The following is a 25,097-nucleotide window of genomic DNA, read 5'->3' on the forward strand; positions in this document are numbered from 1 at the left end:
CCGGTGCGTCGGGGGCGCGGGGCGCCGGGCGCGGGCGGCGTCGGGCGCGGGGCGAGGTCAGGCGCTGGGCGAGGTCAGGCGCTGGGCGAGGTCAGGTCAGCCGGACGGGGTTCACCAGGTCGGCGAAGATCAGCAGCGCGCTCATGGCGCCGAACACGATCACGACCACGAACGTCAGCGGCATGAGCTTCGCGACGTCGACCGGCCCCGGGTCGCGCCGGCCGAACGCCTTCGCCAGGAAGCGGCGGACGCCCTCGACGATCGCGCCGAGCACGTGGCCGCCGTCGAGCGGCAGGAGCGGCAGCAGGTTGATCATTCCGAGCGCCACGTTGAGCGAGGCGACCAGGCCGATCATGGCCGAGGCGCGCGAGGCGACGGGCGTCTCGTCGAGGCTCGCGATCTCGCCCGCGACGCGGCCGACGCCGACGACGCTCATGGGCCCGTTCGGGTCGCGCTCGCCGCCGCCGAACGCGGCGCGGCCGACGTCCACCAGACGCTGAGGGAGGTTGAGGATGAGGTTCCCGACCGCGGCCATGTTCTCGCCCGTGGTGGTGAAGGCGGCCGAGAGCGGCTGCTGCTGCACGGCCTGCGTGGGGCTGAAGCCGATGAGGCCGACCTCGCGCGTGACCGGGTTCCCCTGCTCGTCGACCTCGGGAGCGCCGCGCTGGCCGATCACGGCCTGCTGCGTGAGCACGGGCGTGATGGCGAGCGTCTGCCGCGCGCCGTCGCGCTCCACGACGACGTCGAGCTCCTTGCCCGCGGAGACCTGGACCGTGCTCGTGACCTGGTCCCACGCGGTGATCGGCGTGCCGTCGATGCTGACGATCGTGTCGCCGGGCTGGAGGCCGGCCGCCGCGCCCGGGGCCTCGGGGGCGCCGGCGGGGCAGGTGGCCGCGTCGGCCGACGAGGTGGATCCGGCGGGCACGATGCACGCGTTCACCTGGCCGACCGTGGTGGTGGGCGTCGTGACGCCGAACCCGCAGAGCACGATCGCGAACAGCACGATCGCGAGGAGGAAGTTCATGGCCGGGCCGCCCAGCATGATCACCATGCGCTTGAGCACGGGCAGCTTGTAGAAGGCGCGGTCCTCCTCGTCGCCCACGCTCTCGGCGCTCGCCTGGCGGGCGTCCTGCACGAGGAGGTCGAAGAAGCCGCGGCCGGCGCGGTCGTCGGCGTCGGGGGCGGCCGGGGATCCGGCGTCGGCGGCACCGCGGCGGCTGTCCGGCCCGACGAGCTGGGCGATCCCCGTGCTGCTCGTGCCGGCGCGCGAGCTCTGCGGCGGGAACATGCCGATCATGGAGATGTAGCCGCCGAGCGGGATGGCCTTCACGCCGTACTCGGTCTCGCCCTTGCGGCGGCTGAAGATCGTCGGCCCGAAGCCGATCATGTACTGCGTGACGCGCACGCCGAAGAGCTTCGCGGGCACCAGGTGCCCGACCTCGTGGAGGCCGATGGACACGGCGACGCCGACCACGATGATGAGCACCCCGAGGATGTAGAGGAAGACGCCGTCCATGGTGGGAGACGCTACCTCCCGCACCCTGGGCGGACGCCCCCGCGGCGCGGATCCGCAGGCTGGCCGCCGACCGCGCCGGACGGGTGCCGCCCAGGAGCCCCGGCTAGTCTGGGAACCCGTGACGAGAGGTGCGCCCATGCCCGGAGAACGGCCCGACCCGCTCGCCGGCACGCTGCTGGCCGGCCGCTACCGCATCAGCGGGCTGCTCGGACGCGGCGGCATGGCCACCGTGTACCGCGCATCCGACGAGACGCTCGGCCGCGAGGTCGCCGTCAAGGTCTTCGCGACCGACTCCGCCGACCCGGCCGAGGTCGAGCGCCAGGAGGGCGAGGTGCGCATGCTCGCCGGCCTCAGCCACCCGGGCCTCGTGACCCTGTTCGACGTGGGCGACGACGTCGTCGCCGACCGCGTGCTCGCCTTCATCGTGATGGAGATCGTCGACGGCACCACGCTCGCCGACCGCATGAAGGAGGGGCCGCTGCCCGGGCCCGAGGTCGCGCGCATCGGCGGGATCCTCGCGGACGCGCTCGGCTACATCCACCGCCGCGGCGTCGTGCACCGCGATGTGAAGCCCGCCAACGTGCTGCTCGCCCGACCCGAGGAGGACGACGAGCCGGCCGCCGCCAAGCTCACCGACTTCGGGATCGCGCGGCTCGTGGACGGCACGCGCCTCACGTCGACCGGATCCATCGTCGGCACCGTGAGCTACCTCAGCCCCGAGCAGGCGCTCGGCGAGGAGGTGGGCGCGCCCACCGACGTCTACGCGCTCGGCCTCGTGCTCCTCGAGTGCCTCACCGGCCGCCGCACCTTCCCGGGCACGGCCGCCGAGTCGACCATGGCGCGCGTGGTCCGCGACCCGGAGATCCCGGCCCGCCTCGGCGCCTCGTGGGTGGACCTCCTCGGCCGCATGACCCGGCGCGATCCCGCGATGCGGCCCACTGCGCGCGAGGTCACCGCGGAGCTGCGGACCGGGCGCGCGCCCGACTCCGCGGTGGACGCGCCCACGGCCACGTCGACGCGGGTGATGCCGGCCGCCGCTGCCGCCGGGTTCGGTGCCGCCGGCGCGGGTGCGGCCGCTGCCTCCGCCGCGCCGTCCGCGGATCGGGACGCCCGGACCGAGCGGTTCGCCGCCGCGTCGTCGCCGTCGGCCGCGTACGGCGACGACCCGACCGCGAGGACCGACCCGGCCGAAGGCCGCCCCGGCGCGGATCGCGTCCCGGCGAAGCGCCGCGGCAGCCGGGCCCTCAGCATCGCGGTCGTGTCCGTGCTGATCGCCGCGGCGGCCGTCGTGGGCGTCGTGACCGTGCAGTCGCTGCAGACCCAGGACACCTCCTACCCGTCGGTCCCCGGACCCCTCGGCGCCAGCCTCGAGGAGCTGCAGAAGAGCGTGGAGGACGCCCCGTGATCCGCACATCCCCCCGCCCCGGCCCCGGCCGGCGCTCGCTCCGCGGACGGGCCGCGGTCGGCCTCGCGTCCGCGACCACCGCCGTGCTCCTCCTCGCCGGCTGCGCGGGCGCGTCGACGCCGGAGGACCGCGCGCTCGACGACCTCCAGCAGCGCACGCAGTCCGTGACGCAGTCGTCCGCCGACGGCGACTACGCCAAGGCGCTCGCCCAGCTCGAGGAGCTCCGCGCGGCCGTCGAGGCCGACCTCGCCGACGGATCCATCGACCAGGCGCGGCACGACGAGGTGATCGCGCGCATCGACGCGGTGCGCGCGCAGCTCGAGGCCGCCCGCGACGCGGCGGAGACCACACGCACGCCCTCGACCTCGCCGTCCCCGAGCCCGTCGCCGTCGCCCTCGGCCTCGCCGACGCCGACGCCCTCGCCCACGCCGAGCCCGACGCGCCCGGCGACGCCCTCCCCCACCCCGAGCCCGACGCCGGGCGACGAGGACGGCGGACCGGGCGACCCGGGCAACGGGAACGGGAACGCCGGCCCCGGGAACCCGGGGAACGGGAACGGCGGACCCGGCAAGCCCGGGAACGGCTGAGCCGGGGATCATCGGAGCCGGGACGTGTGAGCCCGGGGCGGGTGAGCCCGGGGTGTCCGGACGCGGCCTCGAGCGCGGCTCAGACGATGCGCCGAGCCGGGATCCGCGCGCGTCACGAGGCGTCGCGTGGATCCCGACGGCCCGGGGGACGGATCAGACGCCGAGGACCCGGTCGGCCTCGGCGCGCGCCCAGCGCTCCGCCTCGGCCAGCGACGCGCGCGTGAGCGGACCGGACGCCGGCTCGTGGGCGTCGACGACGCGGCGGATGGTGTCGACGATGTCGAGGAACCCCGCCCGCCCCGCGTGGAACGCCTGCACGGCCTGCTCGTTGGCCGCGTTGTAGACGGCCGGGTACGTGGATCCGGAGGCTCCCACCTGCTTGGCGAGCAGCACGGCGGGGAAGGCCTCGTCGTCGAGCGGTTCGAAGGTCCACGTCGCGGCGCGGGTCCAGTCGATGGGCACGCCGACGTCGTGCATGCGGTGCGGCCAGTTCAGCCCGAGCGCGATGGGGAGCCGCATGTCGGGCGGGGACGCCTGCGCGAGCGTCGATCCGTCGATGAACTCGACCATGGAGTGCACGAGCGACTGCGGGTGCACGACCACGTCGATCCGCTCGTAGGGCACGTCGAACAGCAGGTGCGCCTCGATGACCTCGAGGCCCTTGTTCACGAGCGTCGACGAGTTGGTCGTGATGACGAGGCCCATGTCCCAGGTGGGGTGCGCGAGCGCCTCGCGCGGCGTGACGTGCGCCAGCTCGGCGCGCGAGCGGCCGCGGAACGGACCGCCGGACGCCGTGACGACGAGGCGCCTGACCTCCTCCGCCGTGCCGCCCCGGAGCGCCTGCGCGATGGCCGAGTGCTCCGAGTCGACGGGGACGAGCTGGCCGGGCGCCGCGAGGGAGCGCACCAGCTCGCCGCCGACGATGAGCGACTCCTTGTTCGCGAGGGCGAGGGTGCGGCCCTCCTCCAACGCGGCGAGGGTGGGGCCGAGCCCCACGGATCCGGTGATGCCGTTGAGCACCACGTCGGCGTCGACCGAGCGGATGAGCTGCTCCGCCTCGTCCGCGCCGAGGGCCGTGTGCTCGACGCCCGCGAGGCGCGCCTGCTCGGCGAGCGCCTCGCGCTTGCTGCCAGCGCCGAGCCCCACCACCTCGAACAGCTCCGGGTGCCGCGCGACGACCTCGAGGGCCTGCACGCCGATGGAGCCGGTGGATCCGAGGATGATGACGCGGCGCACGGCTGCTCCTACTGGGCCGGGGCGGACTGGGTGCCGAGGATGTCGACGACGAACACGATGGTGTCGGTGCCGCCGATGTCGTCGCCCTGGCCCTTGTCGCCGTAGCCGTCGGCCGGCGGGATGATCGCAATGACCTGCGAGCCGACCTTCTGGCCGACGAGCGCCTTCGTGAAGCCGGGGATGACGCCGCTCGTCTGGAACGAGACCGGCTTGCCGCCCTTGTCCCAGCTCGAGTCGAAGACCTTCTTGGTGTTCCAGTTGATGCCCGTGTACTGCACCGTGACGTTGGCGCCGTCGGTGACCTCGGCGCCGTCGCCGACCTTGAGGTTCGCGATCTTCGTCTCCGTCGGCGGGGCCGCGTCCGGGATGGTGATGGTGGGCGCCCCGTTGTCCGCGAGGGTGACCGTCGGGAAGCCCTCCGGTGCAGGCTGGTCCGCGCCGTCGGCGCGCGTGGGGACCTGGCTGAGCACGTCGACCACGATGACGATGGGGTCGTCGGCGCCGAGGCCGAGCGTCGTCGCCTGCTCGGCGGCGAAGCCGTCTGCTGCGGGGACCACCGCGACGATGCGCGATCCGACCGTGGTGCACTCGACCGCGCGGACGACGCCGGGGACGAGCGCGCTGTCGTCCAGCGTGGCCGGGAGCGGGGAGTCCGCGTTGTAGGCGAGCTGCGCGATGGCCTCGCCGGTCTTCCCGTTGTAGGCGGCCAGCGCGATGTTCGCGGTGGCGCCCGCGGCGATCTCCGCGCCGTCGCCCTGCGTGACGACCGTGCGCTCGGTCGTGTCGACCGTGAGCGGCGCGTCCACCGTGACCTCGGGGGCCTTCCCGAAGTCGCCGGAGACCTTGACCGACTTCGAGGCGTCGCCCGACGGGGTGTCGATGCAGGACGCCCCCGCGGTGCGTGCGCCGGCCGTCGGGCTCGCGGACGGATCCGCGTTCGGCGTGCCGCTGCCGGAGCAGGCGGACAGCGCCAGGACGGCGGCCGCGGCCAGGGTGAGGGGGATGCGTCGCTTCACGTGAGTCGCTTTCATCGGCGCGCCGGACGCACCAGGTCTGTGGGAGGGACTCGCACAGTCTGCCCGACCCGGCCGGGGACCGCCTGACAGGGGTGGCGGACGATGACCGGGATCGGGCAGCCGGACGCGGGGAGGGGCGGCGGGTCAGGCGCCCGCGTCGGCCTCGAGCACCGTGCGCGGCTCGTGGTGCACGGGGAAGTTCACGCTGGACGCGATGAAGCACCGCTCGGAGGCGCCCTGGTGCAGCGACGTCGCGAGCTCGACGTGCGCGGGATCCCGCACGGTGACGACGGGCCGCAGGGTGACCTCGACGAAGTGCCCGCCCCCGCCGTCCGTCTGCCGCATGGTGCCGGTGGGCTCGTCGCTGTAGCCCACGATCACGACGCCCGCCATGGCGGCCGCGTTCAGGTAGCTGAGCAGGTGGCACTGCGCGAGCGCCGAGATGAGGGTCTCCTCGGGATTCCAGCGGTCGACGTCGCCGCGGAAGGGGCGGTCGGCGGATCCCAGGAGGTCGGGCTTCCCGGCCGCGCGCACGACGTGGTCGCGGCCGTAGGAGCGGTGGTCGGACGTGCCGGATCCGCGGTCGCCCGTCCACTCGAGGGACAGGGCGTACCGGTGCTCGATCTGCATGGGATCACGCTAGCGAACGGCGTCGCGGCCCTCCCGGATCCCGCTGCCCGCGCGGGTAAACTCGCCGGATCATGACAGACACCCTGGACTCCGCCCGCGTCGGCACCCCTGCCGGCTCCGCCTCCGACTCCCCCGCCGCGCCCGCCCGCCACGCGCGCCCCCAGGTGCCGCAGGAGCGACGCATCGTGACGGAGATCCCCGGCCCGCTGTCGCGCGAGCTGCACGAGCGCCGGAAGCGCGTGGTGCCGCCCGGCGTCTCCTCCCTCCTGCCCGTCTACATCTCCCGCGCGCACGGGGCGATCGTCGAGGACGTGGACGGCAACCGCTTCATCGACCTGGGCGCCGGCATCGGCGTGACCACCGTCGGCCACACGCGCCAGGAGGTCGTGGACGCCGCGACCGCGCAGCTCGGCGACGTGATCCACACGCTCTTCACCGTGACGCCGTACGAGGAGTACGTGCGCGTGGCGGAGCTGCTCGCGGAGCACACGCCCGGCACGCACGAGAAGCGCACGGTGCTCGTGAACTCGGGCGCGGAGGCCGTGGAGAACGGCGTGAAGATCGCGCGCAAGCACACGGGCCGCCGCGCGGTCGCGGTGCTCGACCACGGCTACCACGGCCGCACCAACCTCACGATGGCGATGAACTACAAGGCCTCGCCCTACGGCACGGGCTTCGGGCCGTTCGCGGGCGACGTGTACCACGCGCCGAGCTCGTACCCGTATCACGACGGCCTCTCGGGCGCCGAGGCCGCGGCCCGCACCATCTCGTACCTCGAGAAGCGCATCGGCGCGACCGACCTCGCGTGCGTCGTCGCGGAGCCCATCCAGGGCGAGGGCGGCTTCATGGTGCCGGCCGACGGGTTCCTGCCCGCGCTCCAGGAGTGGTGCACGGCGAACGGCGTGGTCTTCATCGCCGACGAGATCCAGTCGGGCCTCGCGCGCACCGGCCGCTTCTTCGCGAGCGAGCACCTCGGCCTCGTGCCCGACCTCGTGCTCACCGCCAAGGGCATCGCGGGCGGCCTGCCGCTCGCCGGCGTGACCGGCCGCGCCGAGATCATGGACTCCGCGCTCCCCGGCGGGCTCGGCGGCACGTTCGGCGGCAACCCCGTGGCCGCGGCCGCCGCGGTCGCCGTCTTCGAGGCCATCGAGACGCACGTGCTGCTCGACGAGGCCACGCGCATCGGCGACCACCTGCACCACGCGCTCGCGGACCTGCAGGAGGAGCACGACATCATCGGCGACGTGCGCGGCATCGGCGCGATGGTCGCGATCGAGCTCGTGCAGCCCGGCACCGGATCCACCACGAAGGAGCCGAACGCGGACGCGGTCTCGGCGATCGCCGCGTACTGCCACGCGCACGGCGTGATCATCCTCACCGCGGGCACGTACGGCAACGTGCTGCGCTTCCTGCCGAGCCTCGCGATCTCCGAGGAGCTGCTCGACGATGCCCTCGGCGTGATCGCCGACGCGTTCCGGGCTCTCTGATGGTGGCAGCCGTCGAGACGATCCCCGTGCAGGGCGCCGTGGAGCTCGCGGTGCTCGACCGCAGCGGCTTCGTGGAGTCGCGCCACATCGGCGCGGCCGTCGTGCTGTCGCCCGAGGGCGAGGTGGTGCGCGAGGTCGGCGACGTCGCGACGCCCGTGTTCCCGCGCTCCAGCATGAAGCCGTTCCAGGCCCTCGCCGTGCTGGCGAGCGGCGCGGAGCTCACCGAGGAGGAGCACGTGCTCGCCACGGCCAGCCACGCGGCGACCGCGCGGCACGTGGAGGTCGTGCGCGGGATCCTCGCGAAGGCCGGGCTCGACGAGTCCGCGCTCCGCTGCCCCGCCGACTGGCCGCTCGACCGGACCGCGCGCGACGAGCTCGTGCGTGCCGGGATCCCCGCGTCGCCCGTCTACATGAACTGCTCCGGCAAGCACGCCGCGATGCTGCTCGCCTGCGCGACCAACGGCTGGTCGACCGACGACTACCTGCACCCGGACCACCCCCTGCAGGTGCGGATCCGCGACGTGGTCGAGCGCTTCACGGGCGAGCGCATCGCCACCACGGGCGTCGACGGGTGCGGCGCGCCCGTGCACGCGATGTCGCTGACGGCGCTCGCGCGCGGGATCCACCGCATCGCGACCTCCGCGCCCGGCTCGCCGTTCGCGCTGTACCGGCACGCGGCCGCGCTGACCGCGGCGGTGCGCGCCCAGGGCTGGGCGATCGACGGCCCCGGCCGCGCGAACACGGTCGTGATCGAGCGGCTCGGGCTGTTCGCCAAGGGCGGGGCCGAGGGGATCATGATCATGACCGCCCCCGACGGCACCACCGTGGCCTCGAAAACGCTCGACGGCAGCCTGCGGGCGTCCACCATCGTGGCGCTCGAGCTGCTCGCCCAGGCGGGCGCGATCACGCGGGACGACGTGGAGCGCGTGCGTCCCCAGCTCGACCTCGTGGTGCTCGGCGGCGGCGTGCCGGTGGGCGAGATCCGCGTGTCGCCGACGCTCATCGGCTGATCCCGATGGGGTGCGCGGTGCCGGCGACGACTGCCGGTGCCGGTGGCGGGGCCGGCGCCGGTGCCGACTCGACGGACCGCGCGGGTGGCACGGGCGACCCGGGCATCGCCGGGGGCCACGAGCAGCGGCGGACCTCGCCGTCGGGGGTGATCCGCCAGGCCCGCCCGGGGACCGGGGCGAGCGGCGGCGGCGCCGCACGGACCCGGAGGAGCGTGCGCACGTCACGCGTGGTGCAGCCCTCCAGGACGACGTCGCCGGTACGGCGGAGATCGGCGAGGAGCGGACCGCGCATCAGCCAGGCGTCGGGATCCCCGACCACGATCCGGGGGCGCGCCGCCCGGCCGCTGCCCTCGTGCGCGCCGAGGACGACAGCGGCTCCCGTCCCGAGGCCGACCGCGGCCGCTCCGGGGAGCGGCTGATCCGAGGACCAGCCCGGCGGTATCCGGGCGGCCTCGACGGCGTCGACGCCGATCTCCCGGAGGCGCGCGACCGCGATGACGGGCGTCGGCGTGACGAGCGCGTGGACGGCGTCGGCGGGGAGGACCACGCGGGGCGCGGGGTCGGCGAGCCCCGGCGCGCGGGCGGCCTCCGCATGCGGGGCGGAGGCCGTCTCGGCCTCGGGCGGCCGGGCCACCTGGATCCGCTCGCCGCGCCACTCCCCCGCACCGGGCGCCGCGTGGGCGTCGAACAGGCGGCTCTCGCCGCCGGCCAGCACGTGCTCCTGCCGGGTCGGGAGCGCGAGGATCACCGGCGGTCCCGCGGCGGCCGCCACCGCCTGGAGCGGCCCGCCGGCGCGACGGCCCGAGATGGCGAGCGCCACCGCGGCGTGCGGCCCCTCCCGGACGACGGCGGCCAGCCCCTCGAGCAGGGCGGCCTGGTGGTCGGGCTCCAGGCGGGAGACGGCGACGTCGAGGTCGTCGGCCAGCACGAGGAGCGGCCCGCGCGGACCGTGCGGGTCGCGGATGCGGGCGACGACGACGGCGACCGCGTCCCAGCACCCCTCCGCGTCCGGGGGCACGCGGAGCACCTCGACGCCGGCCGCCGCGGCCGACGCCCGGATGGTGCGCAGGCACGTGCTGCGGCCGGATCCCGGGCCGCCGACGACGAGCAGGTGGCCGTCGGTCGCGGGGCACCATGCGGCCGTCGCCCGCCGCTGCTCCGCGGGGAGGTCGACCAGGGCGAACGGGACGGCGGGCGCGCCGCCGTCGGGCACCGCGGAGCCGTGCCGCAGGAGACGCGGCACCGCGACGAGGTCCGCGAGCGGGACGGACGCGGGCAGCGGATCCAGCCACGGGCGCCGCACGGGAACGTCCGTCGCGCGGGCCGCGGCGATGCGGGCGAGGTCGTCCAGCGTCGTGACCGCCACCTGTAACGGGCGCGCCGGGACGCCGTGCGCTCCGACGAGGCACCGGCCGGCGGGCGCGTCGGCGAGGCGGGCCGCCTCGACGGTGCCGAGGAGCGCCCGGCTGTCCGCCTCGTTGTTGACGCGGAGCGAGAGGCGGAGGTCGCAGTTGGCGAGCACCGCGTCGCGCACGACGCCGGCGGGGCGCTGGGTGCAGAGCACGAGGTGCATGCCGAGCGAGCGCCCCCGGGCGGCGATGTCGGCGACGACCTCGTGCAGGCCGTCCTGGTCGGCGAGGAGCGCGGCGAGCTCGTCGACGACGATGACGAGGCGCGGCAGGGCGCCCGCCGCAGCGGGGTCGTCGACGTCGCGTGCGCCGGCGTCGCGGAGCACGCGCTCGCGATGCCGGACCTCCGCGCGCAGGCTCTCCAGCGCGCGGCGCGCGCCCTGGCCGTCGAGGTCGGTGACGAGGCCCACGGCGTGCGGCAGGACGAGCAGCGGGTCGAAGGCCGCTCCGCCCTTGAAGTCGACGAGGAGCACGGTGACCTCCTCCGGGGGATGCGCCGCGGCGAGCGCCGCCATCCACGTGACGAGGAGCTCGCTCTTGCCGCTGCCGGTGGTGCCCGCGACGACCGCGTGCGGGCCGTCCGCGACGAGGTCGACGGCCACGGGACCGGCGTGTCCGACGCCGATGACCGCCGCGAGCGTGCCCGCACGCCGGGCCGGTGCCGCGCCGCGGGAGGGGTCGGAGCCGCCGCGGACCGGGAGCTCCGCGAAGGGCACGCGCGACGGGAGGGGCACCCGCGCCGCCGCGAGCCCGCGCCGGCGCGCGAGGTCGGCGAGCTCGTCCGCGAGGCGCTCCACCTCCGTGAGCGACACGAGGTCGGGACGGACGAGGCCGGTGCGGGTGAGGCGCGGGACGGGGATCCCGTCCTGGGCGGGGAGGCCGCCCACCGCGGGGTCCGCGGAGGGCGGGGACGCGAGGGCGTCGGGGACGGGGTCGGCCGCGAGGATCCGCACCGTGCCGGGGCTGCGGACGTCGAGCACCGTGCGGCACGCGGCCGGGAGCGACTCGACCCGCGGCGCCGCGGCGAGCACGACCTCCCGCGCGCCGAGCACGAGCCGGATCGCCGCGGACCCCGGCTCGCTCGGCGCGGAGCCCGGGGCGGCGAGGCGGTCCGCGCCGGCTCGCTCCTCGCGCAGCCCGTCGGCCGCGTGCGGGAGCCGCTCGAGCCAGTCCCACTCGGGCCCGGCCGGGCGCGACGCGATGCGCAGGTCGTCCGGGGGGAGGGCGTGCACGAGCTGGACGACGACGCCCCGGAGCACGGGCGCGACCAGGGCGGGGGCGCCACGCAGCCCGAGGCCGCCGGCGGCGGACACGAGGACGGGCGCATCGGGGATCCAGCGGACGAGGTCCGCCCACCGCGCGGGGTCGTACGCGAAGACGAGGGCGCCCGGGGCCGCCGTCGCGGAACGGGCGCGCGCCGGTGAGCCCCCGGCGCGAGGCGGCGCGGTGCGCCGCAGCAGGAGGCGTCGGAGCGCACCGGATCCGTCCCGGTCGTCGGCGGCGGGCACGCGCGCGTCCGGATCGCCCCGCCAGACCATCCCGCTCGGCGCATCGCCCGTGCCGAGGGCGATCGGGAGCGCGCCGTCGTCGCCCGGATCCGCCCGCCAGAGGAGCGCGGGGTTGGCGCCGCCGTCGAGGATCTCGCGCGCGGACGGCGCCCGCGACCGCAGGGCGACGCGGGCGGCGGCGACGCGCGCCCGCACCTCGTCGTGCAGGCGCGCGACCGCGGCGCGGGACTCCCGTGCGACGCGACGGGCCGAGCGGCGGCCGGAGATGCGCTGGTCGGCGACGCCCGCGACGGCGACCACGGGGCCGAGCGCCGCGAACAGCAGCGCGTACGGCGAGCGCGTGACGGCCCACACGGCGACGCTGACGACGAGGGGCGCGGCCACGCCGAGCACGGGGAACGGCGGCGGCGGAACGGGCGCGGGCGACGGGGGCGGGGAGATGTCCACCGGGCGAGGACACCAGGCGCGTGGGCGCATCGCGGCGAGGCGGGCCCGACTCGTGGACGCGGCACGCGGAAGGCCCCAGGGGAGGAGCCGTCAGGGCCGCGGAGGACGCCGCCTCGCCCGCCCGCCGGTCCCGCCCGCCCGCCGCAGGGACGCGAGCGACACCATCGCCCGGATCCGCTGCCTGCGGCTCCGCCCCGCGTCCATGCGCGCGGCCAGCTCGTCGACGCGGCGCCAGGCGGCGTCGGCGAGCGGACCGGGCACGTCGCCCGGCGCGAACGCCGACTCGTCGGCCACGTCCGCGAGCCCGCGCGCGCCGCCCACGCCCACGAGCCGCGCCACCTCACGCCGCGTGGCCGCGACGGGCGGCACGAGGCCGCGGTCGAGCGCGCCGTCGCGGAACTCGTCCCATGCGCCGCCGACCCGGTCGCGGGCCGCCGCCGCCCGGCGCCGCCGACGTCGGCGCGCGACCTTGGCGCCCACCACGGCGAGGAACGGCGACGCCGCGAGCCCGAGTCCGAGGAGCGACCAGCCGGCGACGCGGACGGCGGCGAGCACGGCCTGGAGCGCGGGATCCGCGTCGGGCCGGTCGTCGCGGCTCGCGTCCGGCGGCGTGCGGTCCTCGGGCTCAGCCTGCTCCTCGACGGGCGGCGGCAGCACGGTCTGCGGGCGCGCGACCTCCGTGGGCTCGTCGGGCAGGGCGTCGGGGACGTCGCGGACGGGCGGGTTCGGATCCACCGCGACCCAGCCGGACGACGCCGTGTCGACCTCGATCCAGGCGGTGACGTCGGATCCCTGGATCCGCACCGGTCCGCCGAGCGCCTCCCGCACGGCCGCCTCGCCGGGCGCGAACCCCATGACGACGCGGACGGGGAAGCCGATGTCGTCGGCGAGGAGGGCGGCCGCGACCGCGTACTGCTCCGCGTCGCCGAGCATGGGGCGCGTCGTGAGGAGGTCCGCGATCCGCTCGGCCGAGTGCCCCGTCCGGCTGAAGGGCGCGTCGCCGACGCCGTGGCTGACGTACCCGTCGGCACGGAGGGCGGAGATCGCGGCGACGAGCTGCGCGCCGGGCGACGCGGAGGTGCCGGCGCCCGCGTCGCTGCCGCCCGCGGTCCCGCCGTCGGGGGCAGCGGCGGACGCCTCCACGCGCGCGGCGACCTCGTCGGGCACGCCCGTGGGCCGCGGGGCGACCGCGTCGCCCGGGCGCTCGTCGGCGAGCGCCTCGAGCGGCGGCGTGGACGCGACGACGGCCTCGATCTCGTACGCGTCGCCCGCGGCCAGGCCGCCGATGACGGCTCCGGTGGCGGTCGCGTCGTCGTAGTAGAAGGAGTCCGCGAGACGGCCGCCGTCGTCACCCGCGAAGGCGATGCGCTCGAGGCGGCCCGCGCCCGGCAGCCACACGCCCCGGTAGGCGTCCACGACGACGTCGAGGGTGACGTGGTCGCCCGGGACGCCCTGCTGGTCGAGCCGGTACGGCACGCGCGCGAAGGTGCCGGAGGCCTGGCCCGTGCGCGACGCGTCGGCGCTGCCGCGCGCACCGCCCGTGCCGTAGACGACGCCGTCGTACGTGTCGAGCGCGGCGAGGCGCACCCGTCCGCCCGCCGGGAGGCCCAGGACCGTGAGCAGGGTGTCGTCGACCGCCGGCGCCTTCCAGTAGGTGCGGAAGGACGAGAGCGGGCTGACCTGCTCGCGCGGGTCGAACGGCTGCTCGACCGTGGAGCGGAGGCCCGTGCGGGACCCGCCGGGCGGGGCGGCGGCCGTGGCGGCGACGCCCGCGACGAGCGCGACCGCGAGCACGACGACCGCGGACGCGCCGGCGCGCGTGCCCGAGCGGCGGCGGTCGGACGCCGACTCCACGGGGATCCCCGCCTGCCGACCGAGGCGGCGGACCGCGCGGTGGCGGCGGCGCCAGCGGCAGCGCGCGATCCACAGCAGCGCGGCCGCGAGCCAGGCGAGCGCGATCGGGACGAGGAGCCCCGCGGCGTCGGGCGCGTCGGGGCCCTGGCTGCGGTCGGGGCCGAGGGCGGCCGCGACGACGAGGATCACGAGGGAGGGGATCACCGCGAGCTCCGGCCGCCGGGTGCGCAGCGCCACCGTGACGCCGATCACGGATCCCAGCAGCACGAGCGCGAACGCGGGCACGAGCAGCGCCTGGTAGTCCCCGACCGGCAGCGCGATGGTCACGAGGCGCACGACGCCGAGCGACGCGCCCTCGACGAGCTCGCCGAGGCCCGCGAGCGTGGGCCGCCAGCCGTCGACCGCCCCGGTGGGCACGGCGAGCGGCACGCCGAGCGTGAGGAAGGCGACGACGACCGCGCCCGCCACGACCGCGCTCCCCCAGCGGTACCGCGCGCCCGCGACCGCGACGAGCGCGCCGACGACCAGCGTGATCGCCGCCATCCGCACGAACGACGCGTCGCGGTAGACGGGCCAGAAGGCCGCCGCGGCGAGGCCGGTGAGGAGCGCGATCGCGACGACGGGGACGAGGGTGCGGCCGGGGTCGCGGGACCCGGCGGGGACGCGGGGGCGGCCGGCGTCGAGTCCGGCGTCCGGGCGGCGGCCGGCCACGGAGGCTCGCGCGCTCACGACGCGCTCCGCTGCAGGGCGCCGCGCAGGTCCTCGAGGTAGCCGATCGTGAGGACCGACAGGTCGCCGAGGCGACGGAGGCCGGGCTCGACCTCGGGGTCGCAGACGACCGCGACCACCTGCACGCCGGGCGGGAAGCCGACGGCGGCCGCGCGGATCGCGGCGGGCGCCGCCCCCGTGCCGCAGACGAGGAACACGACGGAGACGCCGGCGACCTCGTCGGCCGCGGCGCGCGCCAGCTCGACGAGCGACGCCGCGCGCTCGGACGCGCCGATCTCGGCGAGGTCGTCGAGGAGGCGGTCGCGCGTGACGGTGGCGAGGCGGCGGAGGCGCGCGGAGCGGGATCCGGGCGGGCTCGGGCGCGCCACGGTGCGGGCGAGGCCGGGCAGCGTGGACACGGTGGGCAGACGGCGCGCGCGCCGCGCCGACCGGTCGGCGCTCGCCACGACCTGCAGGGTGCGCGCGTCGACGATGGCGCGCGCCCCCAGGGATCCGACGACGCTCACGGCCAGCTCGAACTCGACGTCGGCGGTGGATCCGGCGAGCGCGCCCGCCGCGGATCCGGCCGCGACCGTGGTGCCGCCCGCCGCGCCCACCGCGTCCGCGACCGGCCCGGCAGCGGCGCCGTACCCGTAGTCCCCCGCGTGCAGCGACAGCGCGACCATGATGTGGCTCCGCCGCGTCTCCTCGAACCGCCGCACCATGTGCACGCCGGTCTTCGCGGTCGAGCGCCAGTGGATGTGCCGAACCAGGTCGCCGGGCACGTACTCGCGGAGCGACTGGAACGACACGTCGCTGTCGGTGAGGTCGCGCGTGGCGCGGCCCTCGAGGTCGCGGACGAAGCCCGTGCTCGTGCTCGGCATCGCGAGCGTGCGCGGGTGGACGAGCAGCCGGGTGGCGGCGGCCTCGGCGGACTCGCGGCGCACCAGGCCGATCGGGTCGCCGCGCACGATGCGCGCGGGGCCGAGCGGGATCACGCCGCGGCGCGAGGTGGGCACGACGAACACGTCCTCGTGCGCCTGGCCGTGCGCGAGGGACGGCACGTGGACCTCGGCGAGCCCGGATCCGACCGGCACCTCCACCGTGAGCCCCACGGCCCGGCGGCGCAGCGGGTTCCGCACGGCGACGGTCGCGGGCGCGCGCTCCCCCGCCACCACGCGGTCGCGCGGCAGGCGCAGGGACACCTCGACCCCGGAGGATCCGACGAGGTGCAGCAGCGCGATGGCCCAGAGGGCGGCGGCGGTCCACGCGACAGCGACGAGCTCGCGCCAGCCGAGCGCGTACCCGACGGCGCCCGCGACGACCGCGGCCAACGCGACCACCCGGCCGAGCGGCGTGACGACCGCGACGAGGCGCGCGAGGGCGTTCCGGGCCGGCACGGCCTCGGCCGTCGGCCCGGGAGCGAGAGCGGCGGCGGGATCGGGAGCGGCGGCGTCCGCGGCGGCGGGATCCGGGCCGGCGGCCGCGCCGCGCGTCCCGACCGCGCTCATCCGCCCGGCCGCGCGCCCGCGGCGCCCGCGGCGTGCGCACCCGACCCGCGCGCGCCGGCCGCGGTCGGCGCCGCCCCCGCGTGCCCGTCGCGCGGCGGCGCGGTCTCGATCAGGATCTGCGACAGCACGCTCGTGGGCGTGACCCCGTCGAACTCGGCCTCGGGATCCAGCAGCAGGCGGTGCGCGAGCACGGGCTCGGCGAGCGCCTTCACGTCGTCGGGCACCACGTAGTGCCGGCCGTCGGCGGCGGCCCACGTGCGGGACGCGCGCACGAGCGCGAGGGCGCCGCGCACGCTCGCGCCCAGCCGCACCTCGGGCGCGGTGCGGGTCGCGTCGACGAGGCGCACCACGTAGTCGGCGACCGCGGGATCCACGTGCACGGTCCCCGCGCGCTCCTGCAGGTCCCGCACGGAGGCGGCCGTCGCGACGGGCGCGAGCGTCACGTCGTGCGCGCTCACGGACGCGCCCTGCAGGATCCGCAGCATCGACTCGTGGTCCGGGTACCCGATGGAGGTGCGCAGCAGGAACCGGTCGAGCTGCGCCTCGGGCAGCGCGTAGGTGCCCGCCTGCTCGATGGGGTTCTGGGTGGCGATGACCATGAACGGGTGCCCCACGTCGTACGGCGTGCCGTCGACCGTGACGCGGCCCTCCTCCATCACCTCGAGGAGCGCCGACTGGGTCTTCGGGCTGGCGCGGTTGATCTCGTCGGCCAGCACGATGCTCGCGAACACCGGCCCGCGGTGGAACTCGAAGTCGCTCGTGCGCTGGTCGTAGACGCTGACGCCCGTGATGTCGCCGGGCAGCACGTCGGGCGTGAACTGCACGCGGCTGTGCGTGCCGTCGACCGTCTGCGCCATGGCGCGCGCGAGCGAGGTCTTGCCTATGCCGGGCACGTCCTCGAGCAGGAGGTGGCCGCCCGTGACCATGGCCGTGAAGGCGAGCCGCACCACGTGCGACTTCCCGAGCAGCACCTGCTCCACGTTGCGCACGAGCCGCGCGAACTCGTCCTGGAAGGCGCGGGCCTCGTCGGCGGTCATCGTCATGGGGGTGTGCCTCTCGGGTGCGGCCGCGTCGTCCGGCGGGATGGCCGCGGGTTCGGCCGTCATCCGCGGTGGGCGTACGTGTACAGGGTGCCCGAGTTCGCGGTGACGCGCACCTCGAGGATCCGCTCGCCGCCCGCCGGGACCGTGCAGGATCCGGCCGCGCCCGAGGACGCGTCGGTCCACGCGCCCTGGCCGCCGCAGCGCCGCTCGCTGCGCGCGTAGCCGCCGCCGTCGCCGATGCGCCCGAAGCCGGCCACCGCCGGCGGCATCGAGGTCCAGGAGAAGGTCGTGGCGCCCGCTTCGTCGGTCGCCGCCCGCACGTCGCCGGCGCGCGCGTCGACCGCGGTGCCGGCGGAGACGGGATCCGACCAGCCGCTCGAGCGCGGGCGCCCGTCGCCGGAGTCCTCGACGACGCGCACCTGGATCGTCGCGCCGACGCCCGTGCGCGGCAGGGTGAGCGCCTGGCCGACGCCCACGGGCACGCCGTCGCCCTGCCCGTCGACGCGGTACAGCAGCTGGGCGGAGGCGGACGCGCTGCCCGGCCGGTAGCGGGCGCCCGCGAGGACCGCGCGGAACACGCCGTCGCTCCCCCGGTCCGCGCGCGGCAGGTCGACCGTGACGACGGGCGTCGACGGCGCCGTGCGCGGCGTGAGCTGGCCGGCCTCGACGACCGTGCAGCCCTGACTGTTGGCGGCGAGCACCGCGAACGCGACGGGCTGGTCCGTGGCGAGGCCCGTGAACACGTGGCTGGTCGCGCTGCCCACGTCGACCGCGGGGCCGTGCTGCGCGGACCACGGCGCGACGCCCTCGGTGGGCACGGAGCAGCTGGGCGCGGAACCCGGGGCGTACGCGGCGACGAGGTAGCGGATCCCGTCGACGCCCTGGCCCTGGAACGCCGGCCACGACACGGTGACGCGCGTCTCGTCGGCCGGGTCGGCCACCGCGGTGGGCGCGCCGGTCGCGGTCGGCGCGCCGCGGGGCGTGCCGATCGCGGTGGCGGCGAGCCACGCGGACGCGTCCTGCACCTGCGCGCTGTTGCGCGCGGCCACCGACACGGCGACGGGCACCTCGGCGACGAGCGACGGATCCCGCACCTCCAGGCTCGTGGCGTCGGCCGCGACCTGCCGCGTGATGCCGCCCACGCCCACGACGTACTGCGTGACGGGGCTCGACGACGACGGCACGACGGACGGCTGCCACGAGAGGCGCAGCCCGTCGACGAGCGGCTCGACGGCGAGGCCCGCGGGGGCGGCCGGGAGCACGTCCGACCAGAGGCCCGAGATCGACACGGGATCCGACACGCCCACGCCGTTCACGGCGGAGACCTCCACCTCCACGGAGCTCCCGGGTCCGTTGCCGGGCGTCGGCACGGTGCAGGTCGTCGACGGGCAGGTGACGGTCGCGGTCGCCGTGCCGCCGCGGAGCACGCGCACCTGGTATCCCGTGATCGCGGACCCGTTAAAGACGCCCGGCTCGAACGCCACCGTGACGGACCGGTCGGCGAAGCCGGAGGCGCGGAGGGCGGTGACGGGTCCCGGGCGGTCCTGCACGTGGATCACGACGGTGCCGAACGCGGCCCGGCCCGCGTCGCCCGTGGCGTCGCGCACCTCGTACTGCACGCGCACGTCGCCGGGCGCGGCGTCGGCGGCGGCGCTCACGGCGAGCGTGGCGCGGTCGGCCGATGGCGTGACGGTGACGCCCGCGGGGAGGCTCGCGCCGTCGGCGCCGCGGATGGAGGTGACCGTCAGCGGCGTGCCCGGGAAGGGGTTGCCCGCCTGGTCGTTGGCGAGCACGTCGACGGAGGTGGCGGATCCGCGCGTCACGGTGCCCTCGTCGGTCGCGGGCTGCGCGAGCGGGCGCGTGGACGGCACGACGCGGAGGTCGACGCGGCCCGCGCGGCCGGTCTGCGTCGCGTCGCGGACGCTCACGGGGAACGACGCGGCCTGGCCCGTCGCGACGCCCTCGTCCGCGGAGATGCGCAGCGTGCCGCCGTCGACGGACGCGCGGAAGCCGGCCGCGACGGCCCCCTCCAGCGCGAACGCGAGCTGCCCGCGGTCGTCCTGGTACGGGTAGGTGGTGAGGCGCCCGAGGTCGACGTCCTTGGACTGCCCGGGCTCGAGGTCGATGACGGCGCCCGTGAAGACGGGCGGCTGGTTCTCGGTGGGCGTGACCGTGATCGGGAGCACGAGCGCGGCGGTGCGCCCGCCGTCGCCGGATCCGTCGGTCACCGTGAAGGAGATCGCCGCCGGCCCGAAGTACCCCGGCTCGCTGCGGTACGCGATGGTGTCCTCGTCCACGAGCTCCACGGGGCCGTCGGCGTGCGTCGCGGAGAGCGCGTTCGGGTCGGCGATCCGCACCGCGCGCCCGCCCGCGGCCACCACCTGCTCGTCGAGCTCGACCACGAGCCGCTCGCCGCTCGCCACGGTCGGCCGCGGCTGGCCCGCGCGCAGCTGCGGCAGCGTGTCCGCGAAGCCGGGCACCCAGACGAAGGCCGTCGCGGAGATCGACGGGTCGTCTGGCTGCGCCACCGTGAACGGGACGATGCGGCGCTCGTCGCCCACCTCGACGCGGATGCGGCCGTCGGGCGTCACGCGCGCCACGTCCTCGTAGCCCGCGCCGACGCCGAGCACGAGCGACGACGCGTCGCCCTCCGCGGAGAAGACGTTGCGCATCACGTCCACGTCGACGCTCGACCGGTCGAGCACGTCGGAGAGCTGGAGCACCGTGTCGCGCGCGACCGGGCGCGTGGGCGGGGCGGCGGGATCCACGATCACCGTGAGGAACGCCTCGTCGCTGCCGCCGCGCGCGTTGCGCACGCCGTAGACGAAGCCGTAGCGGCCGGCCTGCTCGGGCGCGACGACGCGCACGGTGTCGCCGTCGAGCCCCGCGACGAGGCCCTCGGCCTGCGGCTGCACGGACACGAGCGAGAGGGCGCCGCCGTCGGGATCCGTGTCGTTCGCGAGCACCTGCACGCGGAGCACGCGGCCGGGCCGCACGGTCACGGTGTCTGCGGTGGCGACCGGGTTCCTGGCGCCCTCGACGCGCGTGCTGATGCCCACGCGGATCGTGCCGGTCGCCCGCGCGCCCAGCCCGTCGACCACGGCGTACGCGAACGCGTCGGTGCCGGTGGAGTAGTCGCCCGCCTGGTAGTCGATCCAGTCCGGCCCGACCTCGACGACCTGGCCCTTCTCGGGTCCGGTGTCCTGCCCGAGGAGCCGCACCGAGTCGCCGTCGGGGTCGATGCCGGTGAGCGGCACGGGGATCCGCACGGTCTCCCCCGCGAGCACGCGCGCCGTCAGAGGGCGCGGCACGGGCGCGGCGTTGGTCGCCACGTCGGCCTCGCGCACGGAGACGGTGAGGGTCGCGGTCGCCCACTGGCCGTCGGGCGCGACCGCGCGGTAGACGGCGGTGTAGTCGCCCGTGCGGTCGGGCGCGAGGTAGCGGAGGCGGTCCTCGCTCGCGAAGAGGAGGCCCGCGCCATCGGGCAGCGGGTCCACGAGCACGGGGTCGAGGCGCAGCCGGTCGCCGTCGGGCTGCTCGTCGTTGGCGAGCACGGGGATGTCGACGGCGTCGCCCACGCGCACGGCCACGCGGTCGTCGGTCGCGACGGGCGGCTGGCGCACGGCGGGCTCGGGCACCTCGATCACGGTGATCACGCCGGTCGCCTCCGCCACGCCGTTGCTCACGCGGTACGCGACGTCGACGGGCCCGTCGAGCGGCCGCGTCAGGCTGATCCGCACGAGCCTCTGCCCCACCACCTCGGCGTGCACGCCCACCGCCTCGTCGGGCGAGACGGCGTCGGTGATCACGAGCACGCCGCCGGCCGGGTCGAAGTCGGCCTGGAGCACGTCCACGTCCTGGGCCTGGAGGGCGCGCACGAACACGGTGTGCGGCACGGTCACGGGTCGGCCGTCGGCGGCGGGGGCGCCGCGCACCTCGACGCGCACCACGCCCGTGGCGGTGGTCCGCCCGTCGGTCACCGTGTACTCGACGAGATGCGTGCCCGCCTGCCCGCCCTCGAGGCGGAAGGTGCCCGCCTCGAGGTCCGGCGTGATCTGCAGGCCGGCCCGCGCAGACACGGCCGCCAGCCGGATCGCGCCGCTCCCGCCGCGCGCGTGCGTGAGCGGCTCGACGGTGATCTCGCGCCCGAGCGACGCCTGCACGACGAACCCCTCGGCCACGAGCGGCACGTCCCCCGCGCGGCGCACCGTGACCACCAGCTCGCCCGATCCCTCCTCGCGCCCGTCGGACACCTGCAGCGCGACCGTGCGCGTGTCCCCGCCGGCCCCGGCGTCCGTGTAGACGACGCGCCCCTCGGGCTTCCAGCTGACGGCGTCGGGCGCGGGGACGCTCGCGCGCGTGAGGTACACGGGATCCCCGTCGGGGTCGTACCAGCCGCCCAGCACGTCGGTCCGCAGCCGGTCGCCCTCCGCGACGGTGCCGGTCGCGGGCCGCGCCTGCACGGGCGGCCCGTTCTCCCCGGCCGAGCGCACCGCGACGCGCACGTCCGCCGTGGCGGTGCCGCCGCGCCCGTCGCTCACGACGTAGGAGAACCTCACCGTGCCGGTCGCGCCCGCGGCGAGCGCGAGCTGCAGGCCCTGGCCCTCGTCCACGATGTCGACCGCGCCGACCTCCGCGTCCACGGGCGTGACGGAGTCGATCACGAGCACGTCGCCGTTCGGGTCGTGGTCGTTGAGGAGCACGGGCAGCGCGGTGGTGCGGCCGGGGCGCGCGCCGAGGTCGTCGTCGACCGCGACGGGCGGCTGCTGCACGCGGTCGGTCTCGGGCGGGGTGTCCGCGGTGTTCTGCTCGACGACGGTGTCGGAGCGGTCGCGGTCGATGAGGTCCGACCAGTTGTCGATGAGGCCCGCGTCGCGCTGCACGGCCCAGGCGGTGCCGCCGCGCGTGTCGTTGAGCACGACGCGCGCGCCGTCGACCACGAAGCGCAGGGCGGCCTGCTGCGGCATGGATCCGATGCCGCTCGTCGCGCCCGCCGCCGTGCGCCGGGCGTCCTGCCCGCCCTCGCCCGCCATGGCCGCCGGGGCGAGGCAGCGCTGCCAGCCGGATCCGCCGGTCCAGCCCGCGTACTCGCAGCCGGCGACGCGGACGGGACGCGCGGGCTCGCCGCGCGCGTCGCCGCTCACGACGACCGGATCCCCTCCCGCGACGGGCACCTCGACGAGCCCGCCCGAGTGCGCGACGAGCACGCCGCTGCCGCCCGACGACGCGCGCTGAAGGGCGACGCGCGCGTCGGCGGCCACGGATCCGGCGAGGTCGACCGTCCGGCCGTCGACGAGGAGGGCGCGCGCGTCGGCGTCGTAGAGCGCCCAGTGGCCGTCGACGGAGGTGAGCGCGAGGCGCTGCCCGGCGGGGCGTCCGGGATCCCCCGCCTGCACGGTCTCGCCGGCGAGGGCGGCAGCGGGGTCGGCGGGCGCGTCGGCCGGCTCCGCCAGGGGCGCGCCGACGGGGCCGACGTCCACGGTCGCCCGCACGGTGTCGTCCGTGTCGGCCTGGATGCGCGACAGCGTGCCCGTCACGGCCGAGTACACGAGGAGCGTGCCGTCGTCGCCCATCGACGCGACGGCGTCGGCCCCGAGGATCAGCGTGGGCGCGCTCGCGGCGTCGAACGCGGAGAGGCCCGCGACGGGCACGAGCCACAGCTGGCCGGTCGCCGGCACGAGGATCGCGGCGCGGGATCCCGCGAGCATGACCTCGGCGCCCGCGGGCAGCGGCGCGGTGTCGACCACCTCGCTCGTCGCGTCGTCGACCATGTCGAGGCGCGAGCTGCCGCGGTCGGCGAGCAGCACGGTGGATCCGGCCTGCAGCACGTCGATGTCCTCGCTGCGGGAGTCGACCACGCTGTCGAGCTCGAGCACGGCCGTGTTGGCGCGGCCGATGGCCTGTTGCGCGGAGTTGACGACCCACACGGATCCGTCGTCGAGGTCGACGCGCTGCGCCTGGTAGCCGTCGGAGACGAGCGCGAAGCCCGTGAGGAGCGCGAGCACGACGGCCCCGCCGGTGACGGTCGTCGCGGCCTGGCGGTGGCGGCGGATCCACGCGCGGATCATCGCGGGATCTCCGCGCACTTCTCGGTCGACGCGTCCCCGGCGATGCCGTCGCGCGTGACGGTGACGCGGATGCACGCCCGCTCGCCCGCGCCCGCGGCGTCCGACGACCCGGCCGTCACCCGGAACGTCGTGTCGCGTTGCGTGCTCGGCAGCCCGCCGTCGCGGACCACCTGGTATGCGTCGTCGGGGCCGAGCCCGGGATCGCCCCAGGAGAACAGGACGCCGTCGGCGGTCGCGGACGCCCGGATCTCGCCCACCACCGGGATGTCGCGCGCCGCGGTGCCGCCCGACCCGCCGAGCAGCACGCCCACGGTCATGCTCGCGACGACCGCGCCGGCCGCCGCCGCCGCGATCGCGACGCGGTGCCGGGCGAGGAACGCGCGCCGGCCGGGCACGGCGGGCCGCGCCGGGGTGGAGAGGCCGGCGGGACCGGATGCCGGACCGGCCGAGGGACGGGGAGGAGGGTCCCGCGCGCGCCGGCTCGGACGCGGACGGCGGCGCGCCGGGACGCGCGGCCCGGGCCGCCGGGCGCGCGGCCGCCGGCGCCGCCCTCCGCCGGGCACGCCGCAGGCCGACCGCGCCGCCCCGCCCGTTCCGCCCGCCCGGCCCGGTCGTCCCCGGATCCACCTGCGCGATGCCGCGCACGCGCGTCGGGTCGTCGTCCTCGTCGACGGCTGCCGCCACGGCCGACGCCCACTCCTCGCTCGCGACCTCGAGCGGCGTCTGCGCGAGCCGCAGCTCCGCCTCCACCGCCTGCAGCTCGCGCACGAAGGCGAGCGCCGACTCGGGCCGGGCCGACGGCTGACGGGACATCGCGCGGCGCAGCACCAGCTCGAGCCGCTCGGGCACGTCGGCGCGCCCGGTGGGCAGGGGCCGGGCCCTCTGGATCCGGGCCACGAGGTCCGCCGGCGCGTTCTGCCCGCCGGGCACCTCGAACGGGCTGCGGCCAGCGAGCAGCGAGTACACGGTCGCGGCGATAGACCACACCTCGCTCCGCACGGTGCCGGGGCTCTCGTCGGCGAGCACCTCGGGCGCCGACCACGGGATGGAGAGGCCCACGGCGTCGGTCGCGGCGGCGTCCTCGAGCGTCGAGGCGATGCCGAAGTCGCTGAGCACGGGGTGCCCGAACGCGGTCGTGAGGATGTTCGCGGGCTTGATGTCGCGGTGCAGCACGCCCGCGCGGTGGGCGGTCTCCACGGCGCTCGCGATGCGGATCCCTACGCGCAGCACCTCGGCGACGCCCAGCGGCTCGCGGCGGTAGCGGTCGCTGAGGCTCGACGAGCACAGCTCCATCACGAGGTACGGGCGGCCGTCGGCGGCGACGGACGCCTGGTGCACCGTCAGCACGGACGGGTGGGCGCTGAGCTGCGCCATGAGGTCGGCCTCGGCGCGGAACATCGCCCGCAGGCGGTCGGTGACGATCTCGGCCAGCATCACCTTCACGGCGACCTGGCGGCGCGGCATGTCCTGCTCGTAGAGGAACACGTCGGCGAAGCCCCCGGAACCGAGGACCGTCACGTACGTGAACCCCGGCAGCACCGGCGGGGACGACGGCAGGCGTCTGGCCATGGCCCCCTCTTCGGGTCGGGACCGACGGCAGGGGCTGTTGCGGGCGGCGGATGGATCTCTCGCTGTGAGACGAGTCTAGGTCGCCGATCCGCG

The 25,097-nt window shown here is 76.8% G+C and carries 13 protein-coding genes; 4 read left to right on the forward strand and 9 right to left on the reverse strand.

Features of this window, described 5'->3' with window-relative positions; all coding sequences use genetic code 11:
• Window positions 1-91: 91 nt before the first annotated feature.
• Window positions 92-1,516, reverse strand: a complete 1,425-nt coding sequence (locus CMN_RS10515; protein WP_172638678.1) for a M50 family metallopeptidase — start codon at window positions 1,514-1,516, stop codon at window positions 92-94.
• A gap of 136 nt (window positions 1,517-1,652) precedes the next feature.
• On the opposite strand from CMN_RS10515, the gene CMN_RS10520 reads away from it, so the two are divergent.
• On the forward strand, window positions 1,653-2,921 hold the full coding sequence (locus CMN_RS10520) for a serine/threonine-protein kinase (RefSeq protein ID WP_015490792.1): 1,269 nt from the start codon (window positions 1,653-1,655) through the stop codon (window positions 2,919-2,921).
• On the forward strand, window positions 2,918-3,508 hold the full coding sequence (locus tag CMN_RS10525) for a hypothetical protein (RefSeq protein ID WP_015490793.1): 591 nt from the start codon (window positions 2,918-2,920) through the stop codon (window positions 3,506-3,508). Before CMN_RS10520 ends, CMN_RS10525 begins: the two co-directional genes overlap by 4 nt.
• 153 nt (window positions 3,509-3,661) lie before the next feature.
• Here the strand turns inward: CMN_RS10525 and CMN_RS10530 are convergent, their stop codons facing one another.
• The 3 genes from CMN_RS10530 to CMN_RS10540 all read right to left on the reverse strand — a co-directional run bounded on the left by CMN_RS10530 (window position 3,662) and on the right by CMN_RS10540 (window position 6,390).
• Window positions 3,662-4,744, reverse strand: coding sequence for a 1-deoxy-D-xylulose-5-phosphate reductoisomerase (locus CMN_RS10530; RefSeq protein ID WP_015490794.1), 1,083 nt, complete (start codon window positions 4,742-4,744; stop codon window positions 3,662-3,664).
• Between the two features lie 8 nt (window positions 4,745-4,752).
• Window positions 4,753-5,760: an FKBP-type peptidyl-prolyl cis-trans isomerase gene (locus CMN_RS10535; protein WP_227077677.1), complete on the reverse strand. Its 1,008-nt coding sequence runs from the start codon at window positions 5,758-5,760 to the stop codon at window positions 4,753-4,755.
• A gap of 144 nt (window positions 5,761-5,904) precedes the next feature.
• Window positions 5,905-6,390, reverse strand: coding sequence for an OsmC family protein (locus tag CMN_RS10540; RefSeq protein ID WP_015490796.1), 486 nt, complete (start codon window positions 6,388-6,390; stop codon window positions 5,905-5,907).
• 71 nt (window positions 6,391-6,461) lie between these two features.
• On the opposite strand from CMN_RS10540, the gene gabT reads away from it, so the two are divergent.
• Complete coding sequence (gene gabT, locus CMN_RS10545) at window positions 6,462-7,877, forward strand: 4-aminobutyrate--2-oxoglutarate transaminase (RefSeq protein ID WP_015490797.1); 1,416 nt, start codon at window positions 6,462-6,464, stop codon at window positions 7,875-7,877.
• On the forward strand, window positions 7,877-8,887 hold the full coding sequence (locus CMN_RS10550; RefSeq protein ID WP_015490798.1) for an asparaginase: 1,011 nt from the start codon (window positions 7,877-7,879) through the stop codon (window positions 8,885-8,887). The genes gabT and CMN_RS10550 overlap by 1 nt, the downstream gene beginning before the upstream one ends.
• Here the strand turns inward: CMN_RS10550 and CMN_RS10555 are convergent.
• From CMN_RS10555 to CMN_RS14980, 5 genes are all read right to left on the reverse strand, one after another.
• Window positions 8,877-12,251, reverse strand: a complete 3,375-nt coding sequence (locus CMN_RS10555) for an FtsK/SpoIIIE domain-containing protein (protein WP_015490799.1) — start codon at window positions 12,249-12,251, stop codon at window positions 8,877-8,879. The two genes, CMN_RS10550 and CMN_RS10555, sit on opposite strands and share 11 nt — an antisense overlap.
• A gap of 90 nt (window positions 12,252-12,341) precedes the next feature.
• Entirely contained in the window at window positions 12,342-14,834 is a 2,493-nt protein-coding gene (locus tag CMN_RS10560; RefSeq protein WP_015490800.1) for a transglutaminaseTgpA domain-containing protein, read from the reverse strand.
• Window positions 14,831-16,324, reverse strand: coding sequence for a DUF58 domain-containing protein (locus tag CMN_RS10565; RefSeq protein WP_015490801.1), 1,494 nt, complete (start codon window positions 16,322-16,324; stop codon window positions 14,831-14,833). The genes CMN_RS10560 and CMN_RS10565 overlap by 4 nt, the downstream gene beginning before the upstream one ends.
• Window positions 16,321-17,367 carry an AAA family ATPase gene (locus tag CMN_RS10570; protein ID WP_015490802.1) on the reverse strand — a complete coding sequence of 349 codons (1,047 nt, stop codon included), beginning with the start codon at window positions 17,365-17,367 and terminating at the stop codon, window positions 16,321-16,323. The genes CMN_RS10565 and CMN_RS10570 overlap by 4 nt, the downstream gene beginning before the upstream one ends.
• A 59-nt stretch (window positions 17,368-17,426) precedes the next feature.
• Window positions 17,427-25,004, reverse strand: coding sequence for an Ig-like domain-containing protein (locus CMN_RS14980; RefSeq protein WP_231853746.1), 7,578 nt, complete (start codon window positions 25,002-25,004; stop codon window positions 17,427-17,429).
• Window positions 25,005-25,097: the final 93 nt, after the last annotated feature.

Source organism: Clavibacter nebraskensis NCPPB 2581, from assembly GCF_000355695.1.
GTDB classification, from domain to species: Bacteria; Actinomycetota; Actinomycetes; order Actinomycetales; family Microbacteriaceae; genus Clavibacter; species Clavibacter nebraskensis.